At 65.6% G+C, this 12,957-nt stretch carries 11 protein-coding genes and 2 pseudogenes; 8 read left to right on the top strand and 5 right to left on the bottom strand.

Annotated features, from left to right (window positions below):
* Window positions 1-3: 3 nt before the first annotated feature.
* From FND50_RS33265 to FND50_RS33255, 3 genes are read right to left on the bottom strand one after another with little or no spacing between them, the layout of a single operon-like run.
* Complete coding sequence (locus tag FND50_RS33265; protein WP_144288582.1) at window positions 4-528, bottom strand: nucleotide exchange factor GrpE; 525 nt, start codon at window positions 526-528, stop codon at window positions 4-6.
* Between the two features lie 8 nt (window positions 529-536).
* Entirely contained in the window at window positions 537-2,417 is a 1,881-nt protein-coding gene (gene dnaK / locus FND50_RS33260) for a molecular chaperone DnaK (RefSeq protein ID WP_144288581.1), read from the bottom strand.
* A 3-nt stretch (window positions 2,418-2,420) separates the two neighbouring features.
* Complete coding sequence (locus FND50_RS33255; RefSeq protein ID WP_065492487.1) at window positions 2,421-2,924, bottom strand: general stress protein; 504 nt, start codon at window positions 2,922-2,924, stop codon at window positions 2,421-2,423.
* A 788-nt stretch (window positions 2,925-3,712) separates the two neighbouring features.
* Here FND50_RS33255 and FND50_RS33250 point away from each other — a divergent pair.
* Window positions 3,713-4,729 carry a S1C family serine protease gene (locus FND50_RS33250; RefSeq protein WP_144288580.1) on the top strand — a complete coding sequence of 339 codons (1,017 nt, stop codon included), beginning with the start codon at window positions 3,713-3,715 and terminating at the stop codon, window positions 4,727-4,729.
* A 204-nt stretch (window positions 4,730-4,933) separates the two neighbouring features.
* Window positions 4,934-6,001, top strand: a complete 1,068-nt coding sequence (locus tag FND50_RS33245) for a hypothetical protein (RefSeq protein WP_144288579.1) — start codon at window positions 4,934-4,936, stop codon at window positions 5,999-6,001.
* Between the two features lie 169 nt (window positions 6,002-6,170).
* Here the strand turns inward: FND50_RS33245 and FND50_RS33240 are convergent.
* Window positions 6,171-6,930 (bottom strand): annotated as a pseudogene (locus FND50_RS33240) (IclR family transcriptional regulator C-terminal domain-containing protein).
* A 1,145-nt stretch (window positions 6,931-8,075) separates the two neighbouring features.
* Complete coding sequence (locus FND50_RS33235; RefSeq protein ID WP_054247999.1) at window positions 8,076-8,372, bottom strand: putative quinol monooxygenase; 297 nt, start codon at window positions 8,370-8,372, stop codon at window positions 8,076-8,078.
* A gap of 349 nt (window positions 8,373-8,721) precedes the next feature.
* Between FND50_RS33235 and FND50_RS33230 the strand changes: the two genes are divergently transcribed.
* The 6 genes and pseudogenes from FND50_RS33230 (at window position 8,722) to FND50_RS33210 (ending at window position 12,863) form a co-directional block, all read left to right on the top strand.
* Window positions 8,722-9,861, top strand: coding sequence for a glutathione-independent formaldehyde dehydrogenase (locus FND50_RS33230; RefSeq protein ID WP_144288578.1), 1,140 nt, complete (start codon window positions 8,722-8,724; stop codon window positions 9,859-9,861).
* 27 nt (window positions 9,862-9,888) lie between these two features.
* Window positions 9,889-10,449, top strand: coding sequence for a type 1 glutamine amidotransferase domain-containing protein (locus FND50_RS33225; protein ID WP_144288577.1), 561 nt, complete (start codon window positions 9,889-9,891; stop codon window positions 10,447-10,449).
* On the top strand, window positions 10,446-10,745 hold the full coding sequence (locus tag FND50_RS33220) for a heme-binding protein (RefSeq protein WP_260850800.1): 300 nt from the start codon (window positions 10,446-10,448) through the stop codon (window positions 10,743-10,745). Before FND50_RS33225 ends, FND50_RS33220 begins: the two co-directional genes overlap by 4 nt.
* Window positions 10,746-10,944: 199 nt before the next feature.
* Complete coding sequence (locus FND50_RS37345) at window positions 10,945-11,076, top strand: hypothetical protein (RefSeq protein ID WP_260850799.1); 132 nt, start codon at window positions 10,945-10,947, stop codon at window positions 11,074-11,076.
* Between the two features lie 32 nt (window positions 11,077-11,108).
* Window positions 11,109-12,308 carry a low temperature requirement protein A gene (locus FND50_RS33215; RefSeq protein WP_144288576.1) on the top strand — a complete coding sequence of 400 codons (1,200 nt, stop codon included), beginning with the start codon at window positions 11,109-11,111 and terminating at the stop codon, window positions 12,306-12,308.
* 120 nt (window positions 12,309-12,428) lie between these two features.
* Window positions 12,429-12,863, top strand: a pseudogene (locus tag FND50_RS33210) (DUF309 domain-containing protein).
* Window positions 12,864-12,957: the final 94 nt, after the last annotated feature.

Below are 12,957 nucleotides of genomic sequence, written 5' to 3'. Positions count from 1 at the left end.
TGCTCACCCCTCGGGGCGGCTGACGACCACCGCGGCGGGTCGCAGCTGCCGCCCGTCCTCTCCATAGCCCGGGCGCAAGACCTCGGTCACGGTCCCGGAGGGAAGGTCGGGTTGGGCCACCACACTGACCACTTCGTGGAGCTCCGGGGAGAACGGCACACCGACCTCGTCGTGGCGCTCGAAGCCGAACCGTGAGAGCACCTGCACCGCCTGATCCCGGATCGCCTTCACACCCTCGACGACGGTCTGAGGATCGCTGCCCGCGTGGGCCAGCGCAAGCTCCAAATTGTCCAGTACCGGCAGCCACGCCGCGGAAACCTTCGCCACCTCCGCGGCGCGCTCACGGTCCAGATCCTTGGAATACCGCTTGCGCAGGTTGTCCAGATCTGCGAGGGCCCTGCGCCAGCGGTCCTCGAGTTGAGCCAACTCGGCCCCCGTGTCGGTGCGATCGGGCGCCGTCTCGGTCTGATCTCTGTCGGTACCGTCGGTAGCCGGCTCGGTCGTCGAATGATCTGCGGACCTTTCCATCGTGTGCCTCAGCTTCGATCGAATTCGGCGTCGATCACGTCGTCGTCATCCGACGACGCAGCCTCTGCGTCGCCGGCCTGGTGTCCATCGCCGCCGTCCTGGACCGGCGCGAGCCCGTAGAGCAACTGCTGGAGCTCCGAGGTGAGCGGCTCTACCTCCGCGGGTGAAGCACCGTCTTTCACGGCCTTCCTGGCGTCAGCGATCAGCATCTCGGCCCGCGCCTTGTCGTGCGGTGGCGCACTGTCACCGAGTTCGGCGAGTCGCCGTTCCACTTGATATGCAACCGAATCGAGCGCGTTGCGTGCGTCGACCGCCTTGCGCAGCGCCTCGTCCTCACCCCGGTTCCGTTCGGCCTCGGCGAGCATGCGTTCGACCTCACTATGGTCCAGGTTGCCCTGCTCACTGATCGTGATGCTCTGCTCCTTGCCGGTGTCCTTGTCGCGGGCGGTGACGTTGAGGATGCCGTTGGCGTCGATATCGAACGTGACTTCGACTTGGGCCTCACCGCGTGGCGCGGGGCGGATGTCTTCCAGCCGGAAACGGCCGAGCACCCGGTTGTCGGCGGCCCGTTCGCGTTCGCCCTGCAGCACCACGACGTCCACGGCGGACTGATTGTCTTCCGCCGTGGAGAACACTTCGCTGCGCCGGGCCGGGATCGTCGTGTTGCGCTCGATGATCTTGGTCATCACCCCGCCCTGCGTCTCGACGCCGAGGGACAGCGGTGTGACATCGAGTAACAGCACATCGGAGACCTCGCCCTTGAGCACGCCCGCCTGGACTGCGGCACCGAGCGCCACGACCTCGTCCGGGTTGACGCCCATGTGGGGGTCTTTACCGCCGGTGAGCCGGCGAACCAGCGCCTGCACCGCCGGAATACGTGTCGAACCACCGACCAGGATCACCTCGTCGATGTCGTTGGCGGTGACTTTGGCGTCACTCATCGCCTGCTTCACGGGGTCGAGGCAGCGTTCCACCAGATCCGCCGTCAGATCCTCGAACTTCGATCGCATGATCGTGGTGGTGAGGTGCTTGGGACCGTTCGCGTCTGCGGTGACGAAGGGCAAGTTGACCTGGGCCTGGGTGACCGAGGACAACTCGACCTTGGCTTTCTCCGCGGCCTCGAAGAGGCGCTGCAATGCCTGCGCATCCTTGCGCAGATCGATGTTCTCCGCACGCTGGAATTCGTCGGCGAGGTAGTCCACCAGGCGTCGGTCGAAGTCGTCGCCGCCGAGGTGGGAGTCGCCGGCCGTGGAACGGACCTCGACCACTCCCTCGCCGACGTCGAGCAGGCTCACATCGAAGGTGCCGCCGCCGAGGTCGAAGACCAGTACGGTTTCGTGGGTCTGCTTGTCCATGCCGTACGCCAGTGCCGCAGCGGTCGGCTCGTTGATGATCCGCAAAACCTCGAGGCCTGCGATCCGGCCGGCGTCCTTGGTGGCGTTGCGCTGCGCGTCGTTGAAGTAGGCCGGAACGGTGATGACCGCTTCCTTGACCTTCTCACCGAGGAACTTGCTTGCGTCGTCGACGAGCTTGCGCAGCACGAGGGCGCTGATCTCCTCGGGCGCGTACTTCTTTCCCCGCACGTCGAATCGGGCCTCACCGTTGTCACCTGGCACGACGTCGAAGCTGACCGCTTTTGCCTCCTCGGAGATCTCGTCGTAATGACGTCCGATGAAGCGTTTCGCCGAGTAGATCGTGCCCTTCGGATTCAAGATCGCCTGCCGTCGGGCAAGCTGACCCACCAGGCGCTCGCCGCTCTCGGTGAACGCCACCACCGACGGCGTCGTCCGCGCTCCCTCGACATTGGAGATCACCACCGGCTCGCCGCCTTGCCAGCTTGCGATGACCGAGTTGGTGGTGCCCAGGTCTATCCCCACAGCGGTCGCCATGACTCATTCCTTTCGATCGGTCCGGCCGGTCAGCAGGCGGACGGCTTCGTCCGCGACCTCGACATCGGCGAGGACTTCGTAGTGACGTGGTTGTAATGACTGGATTGAGGTGAAGTCGCGCCGGCCGCCCTGCAGCGCATACATGAGCAGGCCGAGCAGAGCGCCGACAACGGCACCGAACACCAACCCGTAGAAGGCGAGCGCGAGGCCCGTGAGCAGCGGCTGGACCCAATCGAGTAACCCGAAGATCCAGCCGAACAGCGCACCCGTCAGTGCGCCCGCGGCGGCGCCGCGCAGAGCGGCCCAGCCGTAATTCAATCGGCCGACGACCTGCTCGACCAGCTCGATATCGCGACCGACGATGGCTAGTTTGTCTACCGTGAAATGTTGGTCGGAGAGATAGTCGACGGCGTTTTCAGCGTCGGCGTAGTTGTCGAACGTTGCTACAACCTGGCGGGCAGGTCGGTTCGGACGTACCGCGGAGGTCCCGCCACTGGACTCTGACATAACGCCCCCTAGGCGTCGATGACTTGGGATTCGCCGAGCCCGCGCGTACCAGTTCGGCGTTCGGTCGATCAGTCAACCGTTTGAGCTCACGGAAGCTCAACCGCCTGAGAGTTCGTCATCCGCCCCTGGGCGTTATCAAGATTCGCCTAAAAGGCGTTCACACAACGGGAGACAGTGGCGTCCAATACCCCCACCCAGGGCATCGATGTCCGCCGGAACCCGCTCGAGGCGGCCGGTGCGCGCACTCCGGGCATCAGCCACTACTCGGGGAATTCCATGAGTTGAACTCCCGATAGGAAATTTTCGCAACCGAAGGAGGTGGGTGCCTAGGGCCCCGCAGGTCGAAAGCAGGAAGTCGATTCCACCCTGTCAGTACAGTCGCGGGAGCACTGGGAACAACAGCTTGTTCATCCTCACGTAGAGGATTAGGCCCTCGGTGCTGGACCCTAATCCAACTGGTGCAGAATCGAACCAGCGACGAAATCCACTTTCCAGCTATTGGATCAGCCCATCCAGTAGAGTCACCACAGTCTGATTTCGCTGTACGGCAACCGAATCGGGCGGAAGCCGGGAAGCTGGTCTGAAAGCAAAAGTAGTACAACAGTATACGACTCTCCGCCGCAGCAGTTGAAGCACGCGCACTGTAATCGTCGATGTAGATTTTCCATGGGTATGTGACGTGGGTCGGGAGTCGCCGACCACGGGAGCAGGGAGGGGTATGTTGATCGGGTGGGCCCGCTCGCGGTAGGTGCAAGTAGGAGACCGATTCCTCACGGAGGCGGTCGCTGATGCGCGTGCCGTCGACCGTACGTTCCTCGATCTGGGTGCCGCTGGTCGCGATCGTGGTCCTCCTCCTCGCAGGATGCGGAGCCTCGGCTCCCACCACCTCGACGCCCTCAGCGGGGCCTGCCGTAGACCTGCCGGCACTGGTCCGGCAGGTGGAGGCCTCGGTCGTCACCGTGCTCACCGAGTCCGGTGTGGGCAGCGGCATCGTCTACAAGACCGACGGCACCATCGTCACCAACGCCCACGTGGTCGAGGGTGCCCGGCAGGTGAGTGTGGCCTTCGCGGACGGGCAACAGGTGTCTGCGAACGTGCGGGCCGTCGATCGGGTGGCCGACGTCGCGGTCCTTCACGCGGACCGCACGGGTCTGACTGCGGCGACGTTCGAGACAGCGCTGCCGGAGGTCGGCGCGCTCGCCGTAGTCGTGGGTAGTCCGCTGGGGTTCGAGGACACGGTCACCTCGGGCATCATCTCAGGATTGCACCGTCAGATCCCCGGGTCGGCCTCCACCGGGGCGCCGCTGGTCGACCTGATCCAGACCGACGCTGCGATCTCGCCGGGTAATTCCGGGGGTGCGCTGATCGACGGACAAGGGCGGGTCGTGGGGATGAGCCAGGCCTACATTCCCCCGACGGCGGGTGCGGTGGCTCTGGGCTTCGCCATCCCCGCGGCGGAGGTCGTCGACGTCGCGGACCAGCTGCTGGCCTCCGGGACCGCCCGGCATGCGTACGTCGGCATTCAACCCGGCACGCTGACCCCGCAGATCGCCGAACAATTGGCGGTCGACCGCACCAGCGGTGTCGTCGTCCTCGAGGTCGTCCCGCTCGGTCCGGCAGCGACCGCGGGTATCCGGCCGGGCGATGTCATCACCGCGGTCAACGGCCACGACACCGAGTCGGCGGAGGACTTCATTGCGGCGCTCCGTGCCGTCGCCCCGGGCGATCGAGTCGAACTGACCGTGCTCCGCGGCGGCGAGACCCAGCAGATATCGGTTACCGTGACGGACCGCCCCGCCGGCTGAACGACGATTCCAAGAGCGACCGAAACGCGCGTGGACGGAATCGGTGCTGCGGCCCGGCACGTTGCGTTGGCCGTGTCGACGGTGCATCCTCGGCCGCTCATGGTGTCTACGGGACAGAGGCGGCGGAGATCCGCGGCGACGCCGTGATCGACTCGCAGCAACTGCCTGGAGTTTGGGGGCAGACCGGGCGGGTATGCGAAGGCGGTGAACGAGCACCTGCAGGGAGGGCAATCCAGTGCGGCCGGTGATCAGGTCTCGGTGCTGTTCGTCGCGGATCCGGGCACGCCTGCGGCTCTCGCGGAACGCGTCGCGGAGTACCTGCCGCAACGCTTGCGAAGCCGTGATCGCCCCGAGCGTCGGTGGACGACGTGCGTGCGCCGAAAACCGTACCTCTCAGACGAGCAAGCAGACTTCGCAGATGTCATCGACACAGTCGATCCGTCCTCCGAAGCGGAAGACATCGTCGTGTACCTCACCGATCTACCACGCCGCGAGGACACCCTGCCGGTGGTGGCCGACGTCAGCGCCGACCACCTCTTCGCGCTCATCTCCGTCCCCGGGGTGGGCGGCGTCTACATCGAGCGCCGCGTCCGCACCGTCACCGAACTCGCGATCGCCTGCGTCCTCGGTGAACCGGAACTCATGCCCCCCGGCGCGGCGCGACGGTTCCGGTCCGCGCAGATTGAGGACGGCATCCGGTACTTCGCGCCCTCGGGGTTGCGGCGGCTGCGGCTGCTGTCGGGAATGGTGCGGGCCAACCGGCCGTGGCGACTGGTCACCGGACTGTCGAAGGTCCTCGTCGGCGCGTTCGCCACGGGTGCGATCGCCCTGGCCACCGACACGATCTGGTTGTTCGCCGACACGATGGGTCCATGGCGCATGAGTGCGGCGACGATCCTGTCGATCGTGGCGATGGTTCTGTGGCTGATCCTCGACCACGAACTGTGGGAGCGGCCGAAGTCGCCGGAGGAACGTGATCGATCGGTGCTGTACAACACCGCGACCGTGGCCACCCTGGTCATCGGCGTCGTCATCCTCCACGTGGCCCTGTTCTGCCTGCTCCTGTTCACCACGTGCCTCGCTCTTCCCCCGGAACTGTTGTCCCCCGTTCTCGGGCGCGCGGTGAACTTCTCCGACTACCTCACGCTCACCTGGCTGCTGGCGTCCATCGCAACCATCGGTGGGGCCCTCGGGTCGGGTCTCGAGGACGACGCCGCCGTCAAGGAGGCGGCGTACGGGGTCCGGCAGCGGCAACGCATCGAGGAGACGTGACAACCGTCGAACGAGGCGCGATGATCGCGGGCCTGCGAAGGGTGCAACCCAACTCGAGAGCGCCGACGAGGTATCGATCGCTTTTGGCTGGGAGGGTGGGTACCGGGGGCAGTCGGGGCTCGGTGTCTGGTGGCCGCGGTGGTCTGACCCCGCAGTGGATCCGGCGGTGTCAGTCCACGTATCCGATGTCGGCGCTGTGAGCGGCCGCGGCGGCGAGTATGCAGGGAACGGCCTGTTCCCGGAACCGTGCGGGAGTTGCGTGCGGACGACGTGGAGCACGCGATCACGTCGACGACCATGCTGCCGGCGTCGCGGACGGGGGCGGCCAACCAGATCAGCCCCTTTTCGAGCTCCTCGGACGTCAGGGCGTACCCCTGCTCGCGGACCTTGGCGAGTTCCCGTTCGAGTTCGGCTGCTGTGCTGATGGTTTCGGGTCCAAACTTCCGGAATGTGGACTCGGCGACCACCCGCTCGACGATTTCGGCAGGAGGCCAAGCGAGGAGCGCGCGGCCGATGGATGTGGCATATGCGGGGACGCGGGTGCCGACGGAGACGTTGATGCTCATGATCCGGCGGACGGGGACTCGTGCGGCGTACACGACGTCGGCGCCGTCGAGGACGCCGAGCGAGGCGGACTCCTGGGTCTTCTCGGTGACCTCGAGCAGCCGGGGGCACCGCGGTCTCGATCAGCGGGTGCGACTGCGAGTAGTGCTGTGCACCCGAGGAGCGAGCGACCAGTGGCCTTCCGATCTGGCGACGTACCCCAGCATTTACAGGGTGTGCAGGATCCTTTGGACCGTCGAACGGGGCAGTCCCGTTTCGGTGGCGAGCTCGGTGAGTGTCGGGTTCGGGCGCTGGGCGTCGAACGCCGGCAGCACTGCGAAACCGCGCTCGATACTCTGGATGTAGTCGCGATCTCGCTCCGGCATGTCGGCCTCCGCCTATCAGTTTCGTTCCGATTCCGTGTCGAGAGTGGACGGCACCGGCGCTCCCGGGGCCGGGCCTCCGACCTTCCCGACGGGGGACCGGTGCCCTGACAGACGATGCGCCGGCGTGAGGAGGGTACACAACATGGCTACCGGATCCGCGAAACCTGCGACGATGAGGTTAACCCGCGGAAGAACCGCCACATCCTGTCTGGAATGCACGGGGTTGCTCGAAATCGACCCACGAGCGCCCCCACGAGATTCTTCGGACTGAGTGTTGATGTAAGCGGTTGTGGTATTGAGTATTTGGTAGGTAATTCGGGGTTGCGCTTGTTGCGAGTGGCGCTGCGCAGCAGCGGCTCTTGGCTGGGAGGAAAGGGGCCCCGCCTCCGGCCCTTGGCGTCGGCGGACGCGACCTACGCGTGCCATCTCGCGGAGTCGATGCTGCGGGCAGGCTGAGGCTACAACGGCTGTTCCGTCTGTCGTCGAAGGGGATTCAGTCCTATCCGACATTAGATCGACAGGGGACTGCCCGGGTTATGGCCTGTTAGAGGCCGGCTGGCACGCTGGGAACCTCCGATCCAGCCTCCCCTGGATCAAGGTTTACCCGAATATGCCGCCTGTCCGTGATGCCGTGATGCCGTGATGCCGTGATGCCGTGATGCCGTGATGCCGTCACGGGTGCATGCCATGACTGCGAGGAGCCAGCTACTCACTTCGTCACGATCCAAGGCGTTCGGTGCAGAACCCTTCCGGACTTTGCTCGAACGTGGGGCGATGCCCTCGCGGCTCCGAGCTACTACGGAGCGGGTGGAATCGGCTCGTTCGAGGAGTGCTTTCGAGATCTCGTGGATATTGCGCACGGAGGTATCGGAAGCAGGCGATCGGTCACCGGACGCGTCACGGCCGGCCGTTGGGCGCCGTCGCCGATTGAGTTTCTTTGGCCCAGGTGAGCATGGTGGTCGCGAAGGATGTCCCGAGTTCGGTGGAGTGTGGTGGGGGCCGGGTGACGTGTCAGGCTGCGCGCTCGCCTCGTCGTTGTGTACCAAGATTCGACAGGTCCGGCGGACTCGCGTGTCACGGTTCGCGGTCGCGAGGGTGATGTCGGTTCTGTCGAGCTTGCGGGCGGGCTGTTTCCAGTCGGCGGCTCAGAGCTTGTCGGCGAGCACGTCGAGGTTGCTGATTTCGGGCGGTGCAGCGAAGAGTTCGTCGGCGCGTTCGCCGAGGGCCTTGCCGACCGGCCCATTGAGATGTGTTTCACGGGCGGCCTCGTCGGGGAAGGCGTCGATGATGCCGAACGTCGAGGGGCCGAACCGTACCGCCAACCACGGCTTCGTGCCGGGCTCCTGCTCGACGAGTGGCAGCGCCGATCGGAGGAATTCCTCGACCGCGTTTTCCTTGCCGGGTTTGGCTTCGAGTCGGACCAGCAGCGCCTTGGTGGCCATGTCGGGTCTCCTGTTCGAGGTGGTGGACATGGTCCAGCATCACACCATCGGCCGGTAAAGGGAAGGAGCCCCCGAGCCCACGAATCAAGGAAACCGATCTCACCCCTGGCAATCGTGGAGCCGAAAGAGGAGACTCCATGGTGGATGGAATGCGACGCCTGGAATGCACCCGCTGCAGTGGACCGTGACGCGAAACATGGTGGTGTGCCAACGTTTTGGTGTTGTTTTCAGTTCCGTGCGCTGTCGCGTCTGCCCCAGCGGCACGATTCATTCGGTCGGTCGCTCACATGTAATCGCCTGTGGCCGCCGGGCCGGGATCCACCCGGGAACGCAGCATCAGGGAGTCGAGATGAAAGCGCTTGTGTACGACGGGCCACGTGAGGTTCACGTGAAGGATATGCCCGATGCCAGGATCGAGCAGCCGACCGATGTGCTGGTAAAGATCACCAGCACCAACATTTGCGGGTCGGATCTCCACATGTATGAGGGCCGCACCGATCTGGAGCCCGGGATGGTCCTCGGTCACGAAAACTTGGGGATCGTCGCCGAGGTGGGCAATGCGGTGGTCAAGGTCTCACCCGGGGATCGGGTGTGCCTGCCGTTCAACATCGGCTGCGGTTTCTGCCGAAACTGCGAGGAAGGGTTGACCGCGTTCTGCCTGACGGTGCACCCGGATCCGAAGATGGCCGGCGCCGCATACGGGTTCGCCGGGATGGGCCCGTTCTGGGGCGGGCAGGCGGAATATCTGCGGGTGCCGTTCGGCGACTTCAACTGTCTGCGGTTGCCCGAGGATGCCCAGGACAAGGAAACCGACTACGTGATGCTCTCCGACATCTTTCCCACCGGCTGGCACTGCACCCGCCTCGCGGACATGCAGCCCGGCGATTCGATGGTGGTGTACGGGGCCGGACCGGTCGGGTTGATGGCGGCGTATTCGGCGATGATCCAGGGTGCGAGCAAGGTGATGATCGTCGACCGGCATCCGGACCGGCTCGGGCTCGCCGAGGAGATCGGCGTCATTCCGATCGACGATTCGAAGGGCGACCCGGTCGAGCAGGTCCTGGAACAGACCCGCGGGCAGGGTGCCGACAAGGGGTGTGAGTGTGTCGGCTATCAGGCGCACGACCCGCAGGGTCACGAGGACGCCGCGATGACGATGAACCGGCTCGTCGACTCGGTGCGCTTCACCGGCCACATCGGCGTGGTCGGCATCTTCCTGCCCCAGGACCGAAACGGCCCCGACGAACTCGAACGCAACGGCAAGATCGCCTTTGACATGGGCAAATTCTGGTTCAAGGGGCAGCAGGTCGGGACCGGGCAGGCCAACGTCAAGCACTACAACCGGCAACTGCGGGACCTGATCCATCAGGGCCGTGCCAAGCCGTCCTGGATCGTCTCGCACGAACTGCCACTCGCCGAGGCCGAGTCCGGTTACCAGCATTTCGATGCCCGCGACGACGGATGGACCAAGGTCGTACTTCATCCGTGAGGGGCCCGGACCGAGAGGAGCACAACGATGGCAACGACACTGAAGGGCAAGCGGATCGCGATTCTCGCTGCCGACGGGGTCGAAAGAGTCGAACTCGAACGACCCCGCGACGCGGTGCATCAAGCCGGTGGGCGCACAGAGCTGCTGTCGCCGAAGACCGGCGAAATCCAAGCACGCAACAACGACCTCGACGCGGCCGGCACGTTCACCGTAGATCGGGCCGTGTCCGATGTTGCGGTCGACGACTACGATGCCTTGCTGCTGCCGGGCGGCACGGTGAACCCGGACAAGCTGCGAATCGAGGAGGCGGCGGTGTCGTTCGTGCGTGACTTCGTCGGCTCGGGAAAGCCGGTCGGGGTAATCTGCCACGGTCCCCGGACCCTCGTCGAGGCCGGTGTGGCCAAAGGCAGAACGCTCACCTCATACCCGAGTTTGCGGACCGACCTGCGCAACGCCGGGGCCGACGTCGTCGACGAAGAGGTCGCGATCGACGGGAACCTGATCTCGAACCGCTCGCCCGACGACCTCCCCGCGTTCTGTCAGGCCATCGTCGCGCAGTTCGCGAAGCCCCGGACGGGTGCGTCATGACAGTGAACCAGACCTCGGTGTCCCTCGACGATGCGCAGCGGGTGATCGCCGCCGGGCGGACCGAAGCTGACGAGATCGAGTCGCCGTCGAACATTGCGGTGATCGATGCCGGCGGCAACCTCGTGGCCCACGTGCGGATGGACGGTGCCTGGATCGCCAGCATCGACATCTTGATCAGCAAGGCGTTCACCGCGCGGGCGCTGGACATCTCGACCGAGGACCTCGCGGCCGACGCGGGTCCGGGCCGGGCGGGCAGTTCTACGGGATACACGTGTCAAACGGTGGGCGCATCATGATCTTCACCGGCGGTGCGCCGCTGCGGCACAACGGCCAGGTCGCCGAGACGGCCGGGGCGGCGCTGTGAGCGGTGACCTGCGTTGTCAGGGAACTGCGCGTCGACAGGGCGACGTCGCGGTTGTGAGCGTCGAAGCGGTCGGAAAGGAGGCTCACACCCCTGGCCACGGGACCTGTACAACCGGGTCAGCAGCAGTTGCGGTGGCAGAGCGACTGGCCGACGTCGGGGCGGAGCGGGCGGAGGAGTACGGCCGGCTCAATGCGGGCGAGGGGATGCTGCTGGTGCGGATCACCCCCGAGAAAGTGATATCGGAGAACATCACTGGTGAATAGCAGCGGGCGATGATCATGACCACTGGTCGACGATGACGGTCGACGACGGCAACGCCGCCGGGGGATCCGCCGGCCGCGTGCCCGACACCGACGGATCGCAGGAGTCGAATGGGAGGTCGGTGGGCAACCTGGAGTTGTTCTTCGACCTCACCTTCGTGTTCGCGATGTCGCAGGTGACACACCTGATGCTCAGTGACATCTCCTGGCATGGTTTCGGCCGGGGTGTGCTCGCTCTGCTCGCCCTGTGGTGGGCGTGGGTGTGCTACGCCTGGCTGACCAACACATTCGACACGGCGCGGGTGATGCACACGACTTCGATCATCGTCGCGATGGCGGCGATGCTCATCGCGGCCATCGCACTGCCGACCGCATTCACCACCGGGGCCCTCGTTTTCGGGCTCGCATTGCTCGCCGTCCGCCTCATCAACGTCGGTATGTTATTCGCCTCGTCGTCCCGCGAGGAGGAGGGATTGGCGTCGGCGATCCGCCGACTGGTGCCGGGCCTGCTCGTCGGGCCGGCCTTGATCGTTGCCGCTGCTTTTGTGGCCTCCCCCTACCGTGAGGTGCTGTGGGTCGCGGCGGCGGCGGTCGACTTCGGTGGTCCCCTGATAGCGGGAACCAGCGGACTTCGGGTCGTACCTTCGTATTTCATCGAGCGCCACGGTTCGGTCATCATCATCGCGCTGGGCGAGACGATCATCTCGCTGGGGGCGGGGGCAACCGAAAACCTGCACCGGCCCGGGGTCCTCGGCGCTGTGGTTCTCGGGGTGCTGATCTCGGCCACCCTGTGGTGGACCTACTTCGGCCTCGCTTCCGGCGCCGAAGAACGTATGCGGCGAACACCCGGTGTCGATCGGGCCCGGTTGGCGCGCGACGCCTACAGCTACCTGCACCTGCCGCTCGTCGCGGGGATTGTCTTCTTCGCCCTCGGGGCACGGGTTTCGGTGGAACACATCGACGAGCCGCTGGCGCCGCTGGCCGCCCTCGCTCTCACGGGTGGGGTGGCACTGTTCTACGCCGCCGAGGTGGCCTACCGATGGCGTGACCACCATCAGCTCACCGTCGATCGGCTCCTCACCGCCGCCGCGGCCCTCCTGGTTTTTCCGGTGGCGATTTCCGTCCCCGCCGTCTTGACGCTGAGCGTTCTTACCGCGATCGGAGTCCTGCGACTCGCGCTGGAGTTGTGGCGGCGCCCGCAGATAGGCACCGGCATAGGGGGAGCCGTACGGTGAGAACGACTCCGCTGATGTAAGCACCGTCTAGCTGAACTTCAGGGCGTTGCAGTGAGTGGGGGATTGACTTGCCAGGATGGGCACATGGCCGAACGTGACCGGCCGCCCTGAAGCGCCCGCCTGCGCGACGCTGCCGGTCGACGCGAGGGAGTACGGGCATTCCGCGTATTCCGATGATCTCGAGCTCGTGCCGGCCAAACCTCTCGTCTGTGCCCAGGACCTGCTGGATCGCGGCCTGGCATTCGACGCGCATGAGGTGCTCGAGGCCGCTGGGAAGAACGGTCCGGACGACGAGCGGATGCTGTGGCAAGGCCTGGACCAGCTCATGGTCGGCATCACCCACGTCCGGCGCGGCAATGTGGAGGGCGCGATCGCCCTGCTTCGCCGTGCGTCGGCCCGTCCTGCCCACTACGAACTGGCCGCGCCGTACGCCATCGACGTCGCAGGTCTTGTCGATACGCCGCCGCGCTGATTTACGACGTCGCTGCGGCCGTCGAGATCGCGCCGACGATTTCGCCCCGGTCTGGTTTCGGGTTGACTCCCGGGCAAGCTTGACGCACCTCAGATCTCACTGCCTGGGCGCAGGGTGGACGGGCCGCCCGTCGACCCGGGTCAACGGGCGCCCACATACCCTGCGTCAGTAAGCTAT

This window comes from Rhodococcus sp. WB9, from assembly GCF_007558985.1.
GTDB lineage: Bacteria > Actinomycetota > Actinomycetes > Mycobacteriales > Mycobacteriaceae > Rhodococcus_F > Rhodococcus_F opacus.
This window is presented reverse-complemented; position numbering and strand designations above follow the sequence as displayed.

Coding starts and splice junctions, on each gene's coding strand:
- FND50_RS33265 (WP_144288582.1), bottom strand. CDS start 528: ATGGAAAGGTCCGCAGATCATTCGACGACCGAGCCGGCTACCGACGGT.
- dnaK (WP_144288581.1), bottom strand. CDS start 2,417: ATGGCGACCGCTGTGGGGATAGACCTGGGCACCACCAACTCGGTCATC.
- FND50_RS33255 (WP_065492487.1), bottom strand. CDS start 2,924: ATGTCAGAGTCCAGTGGCGGGACCTCCGCGGTACGTCCGAACCGACCT.
- FND50_RS33250 (WP_144288580.1), top strand. CDS start 3,713: ATGCGCGTGCCGTCGACCGTACGTTCCTCGATCTGGGTGCCGCTGGTC.
- FND50_RS33235 (WP_054247999.1), bottom strand. CDS start 8,372: ATGGCCACCAAGGCGCTGCTGGTCCGACTCGAAGCCAAACCCGGCAAG.
- FND50_RS33230 (WP_144288578.1), top strand. CDS start 8,722: ATGAAAGCGCTTGTGTACGACGGGCCACGTGAGGTTCACGTGAAGGAT.
- FND50_RS33225 (WP_144288577.1), top strand. CDS start 9,889: ATGGCAACGACACTGAAGGGCAAGCGGATCGCGATTCTCGCTGCCGAC.
- FND50_RS33220 (WP_260850800.1), top strand. CDS start 10,446: ATGACAGTGAACCAGACCTCGGTGTCCCTCGACGATGCGCAGCGGGTG.
- FND50_RS33215 (WP_144288576.1), top strand. CDS start 11,109: ATGACGGTCGACGACGGCAACGCCGCCGGGGGATCCGCCGGCCGCGTG.